The organism is Amycolatopsis sp. WAC 01376 (assembly GCF_003947415.1).
GTDB lineage: Bacteria > Actinomycetota > Actinomycetes > Mycobacteriales > Pseudonocardiaceae > Amycolatopsis.
The window spans coordinates 318,408-333,371 of record NZ_QHKL01000002.1; the positions used below are offsets into that span (position 1 = coordinate 318,408).

The 14,964-nt window shown below is 68.3% G+C and carries 13 protein-coding genes; 5 read left to right on the forward strand and 8 right to left on the reverse strand.

The window, feature by feature from the left end; all coding sequences use genetic code 11:
* Positions 1-62: 62 nt before the first annotated feature.
* Positions 63-2,081, forward strand: a complete 2,019-nt coding sequence (locus DMH03_RS10780; protein ID WP_125791879.1) for a thioredoxin domain-containing protein — start codon at positions 63-65, stop codon at positions 2,079-2,081.
* On the opposite strand, the gene DMH03_RS10785 is transcribed toward DMH03_RS10780, so the two are convergent.
* Positions 2,062-2,565, reverse strand: coding sequence for a hypothetical protein (locus DMH03_RS10785; protein ID WP_233611414.1), 504 nt, complete (start codon positions 2,563-2,565; stop codon positions 2,062-2,064). The two genes, DMH03_RS10780 and DMH03_RS10785, sit on opposite strands and share 20 nt — an antisense overlap.
* A gap of 181 nt (positions 2,566-2,746) precedes the next feature.
* Here DMH03_RS10785 and DMH03_RS10790 point away from each other — a divergent pair, with 181 nt between their 5' ends.
* Entirely contained in the window at positions 2,747-3,307 is a 561-nt protein-coding gene (locus tag DMH03_RS10790; RefSeq protein WP_125792869.1) for a hypothetical protein, read from the forward strand.
* A 92-nt stretch (positions 3,308-3,399) separates the two neighbouring features.
* On the forward strand, positions 3,400-5,295 hold the full coding sequence (locus tag DMH03_RS10795) for an acyl-CoA dehydrogenase (protein WP_125791881.1): 1,896 nt from the start codon (positions 3,400-3,402) through the stop codon (positions 5,293-5,295).
* Here the strand turns inward: DMH03_RS10795 and DMH03_RS10800 are convergent.
* From DMH03_RS10800 to DMH03_RS10810, 3 genes are all read right to left on the reverse strand, one after another.
* Positions 5,252-5,998 (reverse strand): potassium channel family protein, encoded by a 747-nt coding sequence (locus tag DMH03_RS10800; RefSeq protein WP_125791882.1) that lies wholly within the window; start codon positions 5,996-5,998, stop codon positions 5,252-5,254. The two genes, DMH03_RS10795 and DMH03_RS10800, sit on opposite strands and share 44 nt — an antisense overlap.
* Before the next feature lie 36 nt (positions 5,999-6,034).
* Positions 6,035-6,484 carry a pyridoxamine 5'-phosphate oxidase family protein gene (locus DMH03_RS10805; protein WP_125791883.1) on the reverse strand — a complete coding sequence of 150 codons (450 nt, stop codon included), beginning with the start codon at positions 6,482-6,484 and terminating at the stop codon, positions 6,035-6,037.
* Between the two features lie 403 nt (positions 6,485-6,887).
* Complete coding sequence (locus tag DMH03_RS10810; RefSeq protein ID WP_125792870.1) at positions 6,888-7,529, reverse strand: hemolysin III family protein; 642 nt, start codon at positions 7,527-7,529, stop codon at positions 6,888-6,890.
* 132 nt (positions 7,530-7,661) lie between these two features.
* On the opposite strand from DMH03_RS10810, the gene DMH03_RS10815 reads away from it, so the two are divergent.
* Positions 7,662-8,438 carry an isoprenyl transferase gene (locus tag DMH03_RS10815; RefSeq protein ID WP_037306485.1) on the forward strand — a complete coding sequence of 259 codons (777 nt, stop codon included), beginning with the start codon at positions 7,662-7,664 and terminating at the stop codon, positions 8,436-8,438.
* A gap of 69 nt (positions 8,439-8,507) precedes the next feature.
* Here the strand turns inward: DMH03_RS10815 and DMH03_RS10820 are convergent, their stop codons facing one another.
* The gene (locus DMH03_RS10820; RefSeq protein WP_125791884.1) at positions 8,508-8,753 is read right to left on the reverse strand and encodes a hypothetical protein; all 246 of its coding nucleotides are present in this window, start codon (positions 8,751-8,753) and stop codon (positions 8,508-8,510) included.
* A 727-nt stretch (positions 8,754-9,480) separates the two neighbouring features.
* Between DMH03_RS10820 and DMH03_RS10825 the strand changes: the two genes are divergently transcribed.
* A complete protein-coding gene (locus tag DMH03_RS10825) occupies positions 9,481-10,767 on the forward strand; it encodes a PhoH family protein (RefSeq protein WP_125792871.1) in 1,287 nt (428 codons plus the stop codon).
* Between the two features lie 60 nt (positions 10,768-10,827).
* Here the strand turns inward: DMH03_RS10825 and DMH03_RS10830 are convergent, their stop codons facing one another.
* Genes DMH03_RS10830 through DMH03_RS10840 form a run of 3 tightly spaced genes read right to left on the reverse strand, consistent with a single transcriptional unit; the run spans position 10,828 to position 14,935 of the window.
* Positions 10,828-12,426, reverse strand: coding sequence for an alkaline phosphatase family protein (locus DMH03_RS10830; protein WP_125791885.1), 1,599 nt, complete (start codon positions 12,424-12,426; stop codon positions 10,828-10,830).
* The gene (locus DMH03_RS10835) at positions 12,423-13,463 is read right to left on the reverse strand and encodes a glycosyltransferase family A protein (protein ID WP_125791886.1); all 1,041 of its coding nucleotides are present in this window, start codon (positions 13,461-13,463) and stop codon (positions 12,423-12,425) included. The genes DMH03_RS10830 and DMH03_RS10835 overlap by 4 nt, the downstream gene beginning before the upstream one ends.
* 32 nt (positions 13,464-13,495) lie before the next feature.
* Positions 13,496-14,935: a GuaB1 family IMP dehydrogenase-related protein gene (locus DMH03_RS10840; protein WP_125791887.1), complete on the reverse strand. Its 1,440-nt coding sequence runs from the start codon at positions 14,933-14,935 to the stop codon at positions 13,496-13,498.
* Between the last annotated feature and the right edge of the window lie 29 nt (positions 14,936-14,964).

Genomic DNA, 14,964 nt, shown 5'->3' on the forward strand with positions numbered 1-14,964 from the left:
GGATGAGTGTCGCGCAGACGGCCGTTCTGCGCGCCCGCTTTTCCGCGTGCGACCCTGGTGACATGTCGAATCGCCTGAAGGCCGCGACCAGTCCGTACCTGCTGCAGCACGCCGAGAACCCGGTGGACTGGTGGCCCTGGGGTGAAGAGGCGCTGGCCGAGGCGAAACGGCGGAACGTGCCGATCCTGCTTTCGGTCGGCTACGCGGCCTGTCACTGGTGCCATGTCATGGCGCACGAGTCCTTCGAGGACGAAGCCACCGCGACGCTGATGAACGCGAACTTCGTCAACATCAAGGTGGACCGTGAGGAGCGGCCGGACATCGACTCGGTGTACATGGCGGCCACCCAGGCGATGACCGGGCAGGGCGGCTGGCCGATGACGTGTTTCCTGACCCCGGAGGGTGAGCCGTTCCATTGCGGCACCTACTACCCGCCGTCGCCGCGGCCGGGGATGCCGTCGTTCCCGCAGCTGCTCGTCGCGGTCGCCGAAGCCTGGGGTGAGCGCCCGGACGAACTGCGTTCCGGCGCCCGGCAGATCATCGCCCACCTCACGGAGAAGAGCGGGCCGCTGCCCGAGTCCGTTGTGGACGGTGCGGCGCTGGAGTCCGCGGTCGCTTCACTGCGCAAGGAATACGACGGCGCGAGCGGCGGATTCGGCGGAGCACCCAAGTTCCCGCCGACGATGGCGTTGAACTTCCTGCTCCGGCACCACGAGCGCACCGGCTCCGATCTCTCCCCGGTCGAGCACACAGCGGAGGCGATGGCGCTCGGCGGGCTCAACGATCAGCTGGCCGGCGGGTTCGCGCGTTACTCCGTCGACCCGCGCTGGGAAGTGCCGCACTTCGAGAAGATGCTGTACGACAACGGTTTACTCCTGCGTTTCTACGCGCAGTTCCACGGCGTGACCGGCCTCGAGTACGCGCGGCGGACGGTCGAAGAGACCGCGGAGTTCCTACTGCGCGACCTCGGGACGGCTGAGGGAGGCTTCGCCGCTTCGCTCGACGCGGACACCGACGGCGTCGAGGGCCTCACGTATGTCTGGACTCCCGCGCAACTCGCCGAAGTGCTCGGCGAGGAGGACGGCGCTTGGGCCGCCGAACTGTTCCAGGTGAACGAACGGGGCAACTTCGAGCACGGCGCGTCGACGCTGCGGCTGCGTGAGCCGCATCCAGAGGACGAAACGCGTTATGCGCGAGTTCGCCGCACGCTGCTGACCGCGCGAAACGAGCGTCCTCAGCCCGCCCGCGACGACAAGGTCATCGCCGCGTGGAACGGGCTCGCGATCGGCGCGCTCGCCAAAGCTGGTTCACGGCTGAACCGTCCACAGTGGATCGACGCGGCGGCTCGTGCCGCGGCTTTCCTGATGGACAACCATTTCGTGGACGGACGGCTGCGCCGGACCTCGCGCGACGGCGTCGTCGGCACGACGGCGGGCGTGCTGGAGGACTACGCGTGTCTCGCCGAGGGGCTGCTCGAACTCCACCAGGCGACCGGCGAGCCGCGTTGGCTGGCCGACGCGGTCACCTTGCTGGACCTCGCGCTGGCCCATTTCGGCGTCCCGGACTCGACGGGTGCCTACTACGACACGGCCGACGACGCGGAAGTGCTGGTGCAGCGGCCCTCCGACCCGACCGACAACGCGAGCCCGGCGGGGGCTTCGGCACTGGCGAACGCATTGCTGACCGCGTCCGTGCTGGCGGGACACGACCAGGTGGGCCGCTACCGCGAGGCGGCCGAACAGGCGCTGGCGCGCGCGGGACGGCTCGCCGCCCACGCGCCGCGGTTCGCCGGGCATTGGCTCACGGTCGCCGAAGCCGCGGCCGCCGGTCCGGTGCAGGTGGCGGTCGTCGGGACGGATGCCGCTTCACGCAAGGACTTGCTGGCCGCGGCCGTCGCGTCGGCACCGGACGGCGCCGTCGTCGTGAGTGGTGTCCCGGACGCCGAGGGAGTGCCACTGCTCGCCGACCGGCCGCTGGTGGAGGGCGCCGCCGCCGCGTACGTATGCCGCGGCTATGTCTGCGAACGCCCGGTCACCACCGCCGAGGATCTGCGCGCTCAGCTCACCAATCCCACGCCATAGGGCCGAAGGCGCCGCCGCCCGTCTGCGGAGCCCCCGCCGGCTTCACCGCGACCTGCGGCGCCTTCGGTTTCGTCGTGGTGGACTTCGTCGGCTTCGGCGGCTTCGTGGAGGTCGGCGGCTTGGTAGTGGTGCTCGGCGGAACACCGGTCACCGTGAACGGCCGGGTCGACTTCCGGCCGTCGGAGCAGGTGAGGGTCGCGACGTACTTGCCGGGAGTCTTCACCACCCGCCCGTAGCCGCCGTATTTCCCGAAGTTCCCGCCGATGGTCCACGTGATCGGCTCGGCGAGACCCGGCGAGGTCACCGGTCCCTTCGGGGTACAGCCGCCCGCTCCGGCTCTGGTCTCGGCGTAGATCTGCTCCCCGGGCCCGATTTCACTCGGGCCGAGGTACCAGCTGGGATCGGTGGTCGCCGTGGCGGGCGCGATCACCGCCAGCTGGGCCGCTCCGAGCATCAGAGCGCCGATCATGGCCTTTTTCAGCATGAGGTTCCCCTTTCCGTCATCTGCTGGTGGGAACACGTCGGCGCAGGTCATCAGGTTGCCTCGGGTTTCGCCGGGGGAGAACACGAGTGAATCTCGGCCATTGCGGGCGTAGCGTCGATAGCGTTGTAATCATGTAATCGCGGAGGCGAGCATGCACACCTACTTCAAGGCGGCGAGGCAGATGGGACGAAGTGGCTGGAAGGGCCGGGGCGGCTGGCAGCAGGCGGACATCCCCTCGGCGGACGACGCGGCCGCGTGGTTCGGCGGACGGCTCCCGGAGGGCTGGTTCACCGGAGATCCCGAGGTCACGGTGGATCGCGAGGAGATCGTCATCGTCGGCGAACTTCAGCCGCTCACCGGTGAGTACGCCGACGCTGCCGCCCGCGCGGCGGCCGAGGACGGCCGGATCAGCCGGTTCCGCGAGGAGACCCGCGACGAGCGGATCGAGATCGCGCGCCAGGCCGAGCACCGGTATCAGCGCAAGGTCGCCTGGGGCGCGAGCCTCGGCGGCACGAGGCACCTGTTCACCACGCATTCGGCGCCGGTCATGACCAGGCTGCGGCAGCCGGAACGCCTGGTCCTCGACACCCTCGTCGACGCGGGCGTCGCGCGGTCGCGGTCGGAGGCGCTCGCGTGGGCCGTCCGGCTGGTCGGGGAACACGCGGACGACTGGCTCGCCGAGCTCCGGGAGGCGATGACCAAGGTGGACGATCTCCGTTCTCAGGGACCGGACCTTTCCTGAGGCCGGGGTCACGACGATCGACCGGGATTCGTGCTGCGTCCCCGGATGCGGTGCGGCAGGCTGAACGCAGACCGCACCGCATCGGAGGAATCGTGGACACACCAGGACTTCCCGCGAAGATCGACCCGGACGCGCTGACCACCGTCCTCGATGGACGGTGGGCCGGGCTCCGTCGCGCGGTGCGCGCGCAGATGGCCGCGGAAGACTTCAAGGACCCCGTCGACTTGGATGTCGAAGCGCACCGCGCCCAGGTGCTCGAATGGCTGCGGCTGCTCGCCCGCACCGACCGGCCGGGGCTCGGGTTCGACCCGGCGCACGGTGGTGGCGGCGACGTCGGCGGCTCGGTGATGTCGTTCGAGATGCTGGGTTTCGGCGACCTCTCGCTGATGGTCAAGGCCGGTGTCCAATGGGGTCTGTTCGGCGGCGCGGTGCAACTGCTCGGCACCGAACGCCACCACGAGCGCTACCTGCGGAAGATCAAGGATTTGGAGCTGCTGGGCTGCTTCGCGATGACCGAGCACGGCCACGGCTCGGACGTCCAGCATCTGCGCACCACCGCGACCTACGATCCGGCCACCCGCGAATTCGTCGTGCACACACCGGACCGGGGCGCGATGAAGGAGTACATCGGCAACGCCGCCCGCGACGGCGAACTCGCGGTGGTGTTCGCACAGCTGATCACGGGCGGCGAATCACGCGGCGTGCACGCGTTCCTGGTGCCGATCCGCGGCGAGAACGTGAGCGGCGTCGAAATCGAGGACTGCGGCCGCAAGGCGGGCCTCAACGGCGTCGACAACGGACGGCTCACTTTCACCCAGGTGAGGGTTCCGCGCGAGGCACTCCTCAACCGGTTCGGTGACGTCGCCGAGGACGGCACGTACAGCAGCCCGATCGAAAGCGACGGCCGCCGGTTCTTCACGATGCTCGGCACCCTCATCCGCGGCCGGGTCAGCGTCGCGGGCAGCGCCGGCAGCGCGACGAAGCGCGCGCTCGCGCTGGCCGTCCGGTACGGCGAGCAGCGGCGGCAGTTCGCGCGCCCCGGCGGCGAGGAGGTCGTGATCCTCGACTACCGCGCCCACCAACGGAAACTGCTGCCCGCGCTGGCGACGTCGTATGCCCTGCACTTCGCGCAGGAAGCACTCGTGTCGAAGCTGAACGACATCGCCGAGGACGCGCCGGAGGAAGAGCAACGAGAGCTGGAATCGCGCGCTGCCGGGATCAAGGCCGTCTCGACCTGGCACGCGACGGCGACCATCCAGGCCGCCCGTGAGGCGTGCGGTGGTTCGGGCTACCTCTCGGAGAACCTGCTTCCCGGGTTGAAGGCCGACACAGACGTCTTCACCACCTTCGAGGGTGACAACACCGTGTTGCTGCAGCTGGTCGCGAAGGGCCTTCTGACCAGCTACAAGGACCAATTCGAGGACCTCAGCCCGCTCGCGACCGCGCGTTTCGTGGCGGAGCAGCTCGTCGAAGCCGTGATCGAACGGACGTCCGCGCGCAAGGTGGTCGAACGGCTCACCGAGGCCGACGACGGCGACGTGCTGTACTCGCGCGAGTGGCACCTGAAGCTGTTCGAAGACCGCGAAGAACACGTACTCGGCGGCGTCGCGCAGCGCCTGCGTAAAGGTAGCTCGGACCCCTCCGGCGTCTTCGGTGTCTTCAATGACGCCCAGGACCACGTGCTCCGTGCCGGACGCGCGCACGTCGACCGGGTGGTGCTGGAAGCGTTCGTCGACGCCATCGAGCGCTGCGCCGACGCCGAGGCCCGCGAACTGCTGGAGCGGGTGTGCGACCTCTACGCGCTCGCGAACATCGAAGCGGATCGTGGCTGGTTCCTCGAACACGGACGCCTGACCTCCGGGCGCTCGAAGGCCGTCACCGCCGCGGTGAACGCCCTGTGCGCCGACCTGCGCCCGCACGCGCGGACACTCGTGGACGCCTTCGCTATCCCCGAGCAGTACCTAGCGGCTCCGATGCTGCGGGACTGACCACGGCACGCTGCTCGGCGAGCTCGGCCCGCAACGCCTTGACCTCGCGGGTCAGCTCGTCGAGGTGCTCGCGTGTCACGGCCTGCGCGTTCTCGTCGGCCTCGGTCACGCGGCGGATCAGCCACGACGCCAGCGTCGCGGTGACCACACCGAGCAGCGCGATCCCGGCCACCATCAGCCCGACCGCGACGATCCGGCCGGTGCCGCTGATGGGATAGCGGTCGCCGTAACCGACCGTGGTGATCGTCGTGATCGACCACCACACCGCGTCCGGGAAGTCGGTGATCGGCGGGTCGGTCTGAGTGCGTTCGGCGTCGAGTACGGCGAGCGCCGAACAGAACACGACGAGCGCCGTCGCGCCCACCGTGTAGACCACGACGCGGCCGCGCAACGACAGGCCGGCGTTGCGGTTGAGGACGTTGAGCACCGTGACCAGCCGGAGCAGCCGCAGCTGCCGGATGAGCGGGAGCACGATGATCAGCAGATCGAAGAGGTTCTTCTTGAGGAAGTCCCGCTTGTCCTTGGCGTGCTTCAGGCGGACGACGTAATCCAGGGCGAAGACCGCCCACGCGACCCAGGTGACGACCTCGCACCAGACCCGGCCGGTGTGGCCGAGCGAGGGCTGGAGGATCGGCCACGCGTAGGCCGCCAGGAACAGTACGGCGGCGGCGTTGAGCGGCCACTCCATCCGCTTTTCCCACATCGGGCGTCTCCTCACCTGGCCTTTTCCAGGTGCACGTTAAGCGATGTCGAGGGCCGTTCCATAGAGTTTGTCGGTTTTGAGGGTGATGTAGAGCCTTCGTTCGGCCGCGATGGTCTCGAGGAACTCGGCCTCGTCCTCCGGCTTTTGGCTCTGGGCGGCGAGATATTCGAGCCCGGCCGTGTCACCGGGTGTCCGGGTGACCTCGGAGAGTTCCGCTTTCCCTTCCGCGACCGCGAATTTCCAGTGGTCGGCGCTGGAGACATAGAGCGAGGCGGTGGGGTTGTTGCGGAGCTGCTTGACCTTGAGGCGGTCTTCGGTCGTGCTGATCCGGACCGTGCGGGCTTCGGGGTCCCACGTGTAGACGACCGTGGAGAGGTGAGGGCGGCCGTCGCGCTTGAGGGTCGCGAGGGCGCCGAAGGCGTGCTCGGCGAGGAAGTCGCTGAGAGCCGCGTCGTCGAGAGGGCGGGGCGGTGCGTTCTTGGCCATGGTGGTGATCATGGCTCGTGCGGGTGGGGGCGCGGAAGAAGGCACTTTCTTGTGCCAGAGGGAACACGCGTGTGTCCGTCCTGGTCACCGTGGTCGTGAGTGGCTAGGACGGTTCTGGCGAGCTTCCTCTGAGGTACCTGCTGCGCTTCATGTATTGGGGAAGAGGTGAAGGGCCCCTTCCTTACCGTCAGGGTCAGGGTCTCGGCAAAGTCGCATCACCGCTGTTCGGTTCAGGGGCGTGAGCTACTCGAGGCACGCGTCAAGCCCCTGAGCGTCCACAAGGGACACTTTCGAGCGGTGAAATGTCTGATTGATGGCTAGATGTGCGGTTCTCGGTGGGGGGGTCGTGAGTGGCAATGATCGTTAGAACGACCATTGCCACTCACGACCCCTTCAAGCCCTGCTAGGAGTACATTGCCAGCCAGATCGCCACGTAGTGCGACGTCGCCGCAAGAACCGTGCAGGCGTGGAAGTACTCGTGGTACCCGAAGGTCTCCGGGAAGTGGTTCGGCCACTTGACCGCGTAGAACACCGCGCCCAGCGTGTAGAACAGCCCGCCGACGCAGAGCAGGACGAGTGCCGCGACACCTGCGTGGGCGCCCAGCTCGGGCAGGACGAAGACGGCGACCCAGCCCAGTGCGATGTAGATCGGCACGCCCAGCCAGCGGGGCGCGTTCGGCCACAGCATCTTCAGGGTGACGCCGCCGATCGCGCCGCCCCAGACGATCGCCAGCACGATGTACCCGGTCGGCTGAGACATCGCCAGAAGGGTGAATGGCGTGTAGGTGCCGGCGATGAACAGGAAGATCATCGAATGGTCGGCGCGCTTCATCCATTCGTATGCTCGTGGGCTCCACAAGCGACGGTGATAGAGCGCGCTGACACCGAAAAGGCCGAGCACGGTCAGCCCATAGACCGAGGTGGACAAAGCGGCTATAGGCGACACAGTGGACGCGGCTAGACTGATGAGGGTCACGGCTCCGGCGACTGCGACGAAGAAGGACCAGAAGTGGATGTGCCCACGCAACCGAGGACGTGTGTCCACCAAGGGCGCGGGGCCGGACGGCTGCTGTTCGGACTCTACGCTCACTCTTCCCAGGTTACGGCACCGTAGGTTTTTCGCCAGTGTCCGTGGCGCGTCCCACTGGGGCCCGCGGGGTGACTACTCTCCAGTGGCGTGAGTCTTCGGTCCTTCTTGTCAGACGTCGTATACAGCGCCTACGGCAGGCGCCTGATCCAGCAGGCCAAGGGGCGCCATCCACGCCACATCGCCATCATGCTGGACGGCAACCGCCGCTGGGCGCGCGAAGCGGGCTTCACCGACGTCGCCGACGGGCACCGCGCGGGCGCCAAGAAGATCGCCGACTTCCTGAGCTGGTGCAACGAGGCCGACGTCGAGGTCGTCACCATGTGGCTGCTCTCGACCGACAACCTCGGCCGCGCGGCCGAGGAACTGAGCCCGTTGCTGAAGATCATCACCGACGTCACAGACGAGCTCGCCGCGCCGCACACGCCCTGGCGGCTCCGCATCGTGGGAGCCCTCGATCTGCTGCCCCCTGAGGTCGCGAAGGCCCTCAGCGCGGCCGCGGAGCGCACGGAGGGGCGCTCCGGGATGGAGGTCAACGTCGCGGTCGGTTACGGAGGGCGTCAGGAGATCGCCGACGCGGTCCGCAAGCTGCTGCTCCAGCACGCCGACGAGGGCACGTCGATCCGCGAGCTCGCGAAGATACTGGACGTCGACCACATTTCCGAACACATGTACACCTCGGGCCAGCCGGATCCGGATCTGATTATCCGCACCTCGGGTGAGCAGCGGCTTTCCGGATTTCTGCTCTGGCAATCGGCGCATTCGGAATTCTGGTTCACCGAAGCTTATTGGCCCGCGTTCCGCCGGGTCGATTTCCTGCGGGCCATGCGCGATTACGCGTGGCGGCACCGGCGCTTCGGTTCCTGAGGTTCCTGACCGGTGACATGACGAAGGCCCCGGCGTGCACTCCGGGGCCTTCGACGTCGTCACTGAAGATCAGTGGTTGTGCTCCAGCGAGTGGAGGATCAGGGCCGGGGTGGTGGCGACGCCCGTGTAGGCACCGGCGACCAGCGAGGCAGCGCCGTAACCCAGCGCGCCACCGCCCTCGATGAACGTGTTGTAGGCGTCGCCGAACGTGGGGTCCGGGGTGCCGGTGGTGTCACCGGTGGCGGCGAACGCGGTCCCGCCGACCATCATGATGCCCGCGGCGACGGCGGAAACGAAACCAGCCTTCTTCAGCACTTCGCACTCCTTGGTAGAGATATTCAGGGATGGGGGGCACCGAAATCCGGTGGGGGTGTCCCGCAGTGAGAAAATTACTCGCTATTCCGGAGTTGTGACCGTCTCGTAAGCCCATTGTGTGAGGCGAAAAAGGCGCGTTTCACTCGGTCCGGTTCTCTGTCTCGGACACAAAATGCGGACCGCTACCAAGCGTGGTAGAACCCTCGATCCCATCAGGTGAACGCCCTCTGTCGCGTTAATCCATCCGGGTCACATCTACGAGCGTCCCTGAATGGAGATCATCACTACTCACCGTGACGGTGACGAGGCGTTGATGTCACGCGACCGACAGTGAGATGACGGTTTGGCGAATCACCGTGGTGGCTGCCTGCGCGATCGGCCGGACGCAGGTACCTTCCGGAAGTGAGGGTTCGCGTCCCATGCGGACTCTCACGGGAGGCCCTGGTCGTGGCGGTAGTCGACAGGGCGGCACAGCCGCCCAGTGGATGCACGAGGGGGCCGGCACCCGGCCCTCGTGGCCGTGCCGACTGACGCGGTGAGCGTCGGAAGGAACGGTTAGCCAGGGAAGTGCCCGGCCCAGCGAGTGCGGGCGTGGTGCCACGCCCACGAGGGAGATGCCGTCGTGACTGCGCAGCGTTCACCCCGCAAGGCCTCTGGCCGTTCTTCGACCGGTGCCCCTGGCCCGGAGAAAGCCTCGATCTCGCCCGAATCCCAGCGGTCCACTTACGTGCTCGACACGTCGGTCCTGCTCTCTGACCCCTGGTCGGTGACTCGTTTCGCCGAACACGCGGTCGTGCTTCCGCTGGTCGTCATCAGTGAACTGGAGGCGAAACGTCACCATCCCGAACTGGGGTGGTTCGCGCGCGAAGCGCTTCGCATGCTCGACGACCTGCGTCGTCAGCACGGCAGGCTCGACGCGCCGCTCCCGATCGGTGAGCACGGCGGCACCCTGCAGGTGGAGTTGAACCACTCCGATCCCACGGTGCTCCCGGTCGGCTTCCGCACCGACTCCAACGACCACCGCATCCTCGCCTGTGCGCTCAACCTGGCGGCGGAACGCGCGTCGGTCACGCTGGTGACCAAGGACATCCCCCTGCGTGTCAAGGCGGGCGCCGTCGGTCTCGAAGCCGACGAGTACCGCGCGCAGGAGGTGACGCCCTCGGGCTGGACGGGGATGGCGGACGTGGACGTCCCGCAGACCCTGCTCGACGCGCTGTTCGGCGCGTCGTCCGCGGATCCGGCGGAATTCGGGATGCCCGAAGTCGGTGAACTGCCCTGTCACACCGGTTTGCGGTTGCTCGCGGGCAGTTCGAGCGCGCTGGGCCGGGTCACCGCGGACAAGCGGATCCGGCTCGTGCGGGGTGACAAGGAGGCTTTCGGCCTGCACGGCCGCTCCGCCGAGCAGCGGGTGGCGCTGGATCTCCTGCTGGACTCCGATGTCGGCATCGTCTCGCTGGGCGGACGCGCCGGCACCGGCAAGTCGGCGCTCGCGCTCTGCGCGGGCCTGGAATCGGTGATGGAACGCCGCCAGCACCGCAAGGTCGTGGTGTTCCGGCCGGTGTACGCGGTCGGCGGCCAGGAGCTGGGCTACCTGCCCGGTTCCGAGTCGGAGAAGATGCAGCCGTGGGCGCAGGCGGTGTTCGACACCCTCGGTGGCCTGGTCAGCCAAGACGTCCTCGACGAGGTCTTCGACCGCGGCATGCTCGAAGTGCTCCCGCTGACCCACATCCGCGGCCGGTCGCTGCACGACACGTTCGTCATCGTCGACGAGGCGCAGTCCTTGGAGCGCAACGTGCTCCTCACCGTGCTTTCGCGGCTCGGCACGGCCTCGCGGGTCGTGCTCACGCATGACGTCGCGCAGCGCGACAACCTGCGGGTCGGGCGGCACGACGGCGTTTCGGCGGTGATCGAGAAGCTCAAGGGTCACCCGCTGTTCGCGCATGTCACGCTGACCCGGTCCGAGCGGTCGCCGATCGCGGCACTCGTCACCGAGATGCTGGAGGATCACGGCTAGCGCGTGCCATGAACGGTCCGTTACTTGCAAAATTTGCAAGTAACGGACCGTTCATGGCGGCTAGGTGACCGGTTTCGCCCAGGGGAGCGGCCGTCCGTCCACGTCGTCGGTGAGTTCGACGCCGAGCATGGCCGAAAGCGTCGCGCCCAGGTCGACGACGTCCAGGTCCGGCAGTTTCGCGCCCGGTTCGAAACCAGGTCCGCTGGCGAGGAGGAGCCCGTCGGGCCGGTGGTCTCCCGTGCGCCAGTGCTCGTCCGGGCCGTAGACGACGCCGGTCTTGGGCGACCAGACCGTCTCGATCGGACCGGTGCGGGCCCAGTCGATCAGCAGATCCGGCAGGGTGTCGTCGGCCTCGCGGTCGTAGTGGTCGCTCGTGGGGGAAACCTCGCGCACGACCGGCTTCCCGGTCGCGACGTTCACCAGTGAGAGCAGGTCTTCGGTCAGCTGCTCGCACACGGCCTCGTACTCCGCGCCGGGCTGGACGACGCCGTGCGGTTCGCGGCCCGCCAGGTTGATCCGCACCCCGCCGAAGACGAAGTTGTTGGGGGACAGGTAGAACCGCTGCTTCGACCGCTGTTCGGCGGTCGCCCAGTTCGGCACCGCGGGCAGCGGGGCCGACGCCAACCGCTTGCGCAGCAGCGGCATCGCGGCCGACGCCAGTTTCGTCCGAAAAGGACCGGGGAGCGCGGAATAGGCGCGTTTGGCCAGCGTCATCGCGCCGCCGCCACGCAGTCCTTCGGTTTCCACCGTGTCGAGAAGCCGCAGGATTTCGTGCAGCAGATGGCTTCCCTCGTACCGCGGTCCCATGCCGTGGCTCAGCAGCACGAAGACCGTCGTGTCCGGTCCGGCCAGTGCGAGATGCCCGCCGATCGCTTCGTCGAGACTCCGGTAGACCGAGCGGATCGGGTCCAGTTCGGTCGCGAGCGTGAAGTCGTGGTCGCGGTGCGCGGGGTCGTGCAGATGCCATTGCTGATGGCCGATGCTGTGGGATTCCCCGTACACCGAAAGGAAAAGATCCCAGTCACCTTCGGCGAGCAGCTTGGTCGACACCTGCGTCTTCTGCCCGATCCCGGCGACGAGGCCGTGGGTCAGCGCGCGCTCCTCCTCGGGTGTCCGATGTGGACCTTCGCGGTGGAGGTAGTCGTCCGGTGCCCAGTCGCGGACCAAATCGGGCTCGGCGGTGAGGATGGGAGTGAGCCCGATGTCGGCTTCGATCTCCTTCGCCAGCTCCGGCGGTGAAGTGTGGAAGCCGAAATGCCGGTCGTGGCAGGCGTACTCGCTCACCATGACCCCGTTGAGCGGTTTGTCCGCACGGGAATGCGGGACGTCGAGTACGGCGACGCGTTTCCCGGCTTCGGAAAGCGTCTCCCAGAACGGCGTGCCCCGGATTTCCAGCGGGCTGGTCAGCCGCCGTTCGTAGGTCTTGGTGTCGACCTCTTCCCAGCAGTGGAATCCGGTCCGCGCGGCGGTGCGCGCGGTGAAGAAACTGCTCCACAGCGAGCCGACGAACAGGCCGTAGGGATTGTGCGTGGTCGCCAATGCGCTGGTTTCGAGCAGTCGCGCCAACGTCGGCACCTCACCCGCCGCGGCGAGATCGCGGATCGTGCCGGGGTCACAGGCGTCGAGCGCGACCACCAGGATCTTGGCGGGTTCGGTCATGATCGGTGCTCCGGTCCTGAATGCTTGCGGCGGATGGCGGCGAAGTCGTCGTCGTAGGTCGGCCCGTGGGAGAGCCGGTCCCCGGAAGTCGTCGTGTAGTAGCAGGAGATCGCCGGGACGACCAAAGGTTCGCGATCCGCGGTCAGCGCCAGGAGCAGGTCCCAGTCGCCCATCTCGACCAGCGACTCGTCGAACCGGGCCTCGGGAAGACCGGCCCGGTGCGCGACGGCGCCGATGTCGGAGAGGTTCTCCCGCAGTAGCGTTTCCCGGTCGTAGCGCCGCAAGAACAGCTCCGGCAGGCCGCCGATGTCGTCGATGACGAAGCCGCCGTAGGCCGCCGTGATCTCCGGATGCTCACCGAACGCCCAGGCCAAGGCCTTGAGCCACAACGGATGCAGGGTGTTGTCGTCGTCGAGGTAGGCGACGACGTCCCCGGTGACCTCGGCGAGCCCGGCGTTGCGGGCGGCACAGACGCCGCCGTGTTCGACCCGGATCGACCGGATCCGCGGGTCTTCGAAACCGGCGATCACCTTGGGTGTGGAATCCGAACTGGCGTCGTCGACGATCACCAGTTCCCAGTGCGGATAACGTTGCGCCCGCACCGAAGCGACGGCGCGGGGCAGCAGCGCGGCCCGGTCGTGCGTCGGCAGGACGATCGAAATCTTCGGTGTGGCCCGGAGTTCGTGCTGATCGAGCCAGTGCGTGAACGTGCGGACGTCGCGGGCGGCTTCGAGACTTTCGGCCCGGAGATGCAGGCCTTCGAAAGCGGTGTCATGGCTTTTCAACCAGCCGTCGAGCGTTTCCTGCCTCGCGTCGAGGGCGGCTTGCCTGGCTTCGACGGTGGTGGCGCGCGCGTCGCCGTCGCGCAAGGCCCCGCCGTGATCCTCGAGCCAGGCGTTGTGTTGTTCCAGCACCGCGCGCAGCCGCTGGATTTCCGCGGCCTGGTCCGCGATCGCGGACCGTAGTGCGGCGATTTCCCCGTTTTCCGCGTGGCGGCGATCCAGTGCCGCCGCCACGATCCGTCTCAGGCGTCTCACCCGGTGCACCCTAGTACTTCAGGTGCTTCGGATCACCAGCCCGACGGCAGCGGCCGTCCTTCCGCGAAGCCCGCGGCGGACTGGATCCCGAGCAGCGCGCGCTCGTGGAATTCCTCCAGCGTCCGCGCGCCCGCGTACGTGCAGGCCGACCGGACACCGGAGCCGATGGAGTCGAGCAGGTCTTCGACGCCGGGGCGGGCCGGGTCCAGCGCCATCCGTGACGCTGAGATGCCCTCTTCGAACAGGCCCTTCTTGGCGCGTTCGAAGATGTTGTCCGTGCGCGTGCGGGCGCCGACGGCGCGCTTCGACGCCATGCCGAACGATTCCTTGTACGGCTTGCCCTGCTCGTCGTAGCGCAGGTCGCCGGGGGATTCGTGGGTGCCGGCGAACCACGAGCCGACCATGGCCGCGGACGCGCCGGCGGCCAGCGCGAGCGCGACGTCGCGCGGATGCCGCACGCCGCCGTCCGCCCAGACGTGTTTACCCAGTTCACGGGCAGCGGCCGCGCATTCGGCGACGGCGGAGAACTGCGGGCGGCCGACGCCGGTCATCATCCGGGTGGTGCACATGGCGCCGGGGCCGACGCCGACCTTGACGACGTCCGCGCCCGCGTGGATCAGGTCGCGGGTGCCCTCCGCGGTGACCACGTTCCCGGCGACCACCGGGACCCGCGGGTTCACCGAACGGACGGCCTTGAGCGCGGAGATCATCTTCTCCTGGTGGCCGTGCGCGGTGTCGACGACCAGCACGTCGACGCCCGCCGCGAGGACGGCCTCGGCCTTCGCCGCGACGTCGCCGTTCACGCCGATCGCGGCGGCGACGCGCAGGCTGCCGTTGCCGTCGACGGCCGGGGTGTAGATCTCCGCACGCAGCGCCGCGATCTCGGTCAGGACGCCGGCGAGCCTGCCGTTCTCGTCGATGCCGAGCGCGAGACGGCCGCCGTGATCGTGCAGGCGCTCGAACACCTCACGTGGCGGAGTGTTCAGGGGCACCGTGACGACCGCGGGCTCCGCGACGTCGGCCAGCCGCGCGAAGCGGTCGACACCGGCGCAGGCCGCTTCGTCGACGACGCCGACGGGCTTGCCGTCCTCGTCCACCACGACGACGGCGCCGTGGGCGCGTTTGCCGACCAGGTTCAGCGCGTCGGCCACCGCGTCCCCGCCGGTCAGCACGAGCGGGGTGTCCCACACGGTGTGACGGCCCTTGACCCAGGTGACGATGTCGGCGACCGCGGCCACGTCGACGTCCTGCGGCAGGACCACGAGCCCGCCGCGCCGGGCGACCGTTTCGGCCATCCGGCGACCGGCGACGGCGGTCATATTGGCCACCACGATCGGGATCGTCGCGCCGGTGCCGTCCACAGTGGACAGGTCGACGTCGAAGCGGGACTCCACGTCCGACCGGTTCGGCAAGAGGAACACGTCGTCGTAGGTCAGGTCGTGAGCGGGCCGATGCCCGTCGAGAAAGCGCACGAGGCCCCAGGATACCCGCGTGGGACAAT

Coding starts and splice junctions, on each gene's coding strand:
- DMH03_RS10780 (WP_125791879.1), top strand. CDS start 63: ATGTCGAATCGCCTGAAGGCCGCGACCAGTCCGTACCTGCTGCAGCAC.
- DMH03_RS10785 (WP_233611414.1), bottom strand. CDS start 2,565: ATGCTGAAAAAGGCCATGATCGGCGCTCTGATGCTCGGAGCGGCCCAG.
- DMH03_RS10790 (WP_125792869.1), top strand. CDS start 2,747: ATGGGACGAAGTGGCTGGAAGGGCCGGGGCGGCTGGCAGCAGGCGGAC.
- DMH03_RS10800 (WP_125791882.1), bottom strand. CDS start 5,998: ATGTGGGAAAAGCGGATGGAGTGGCCGCTCAACGCCGCCGCCGTACTG.
- DMH03_RS10805 (WP_125791883.1), bottom strand. CDS start 6,484: ATGGCCAAGAACGCACCGCCCCGCCCTCTCGACGACGCGGCTCTCAGC.
- DMH03_RS10830 (WP_125791885.1), bottom strand. CDS start 12,426: ATGACCGAACCCGCCAAGATCCTGGTGGTCGCGCTCGACGCCTGTGAC.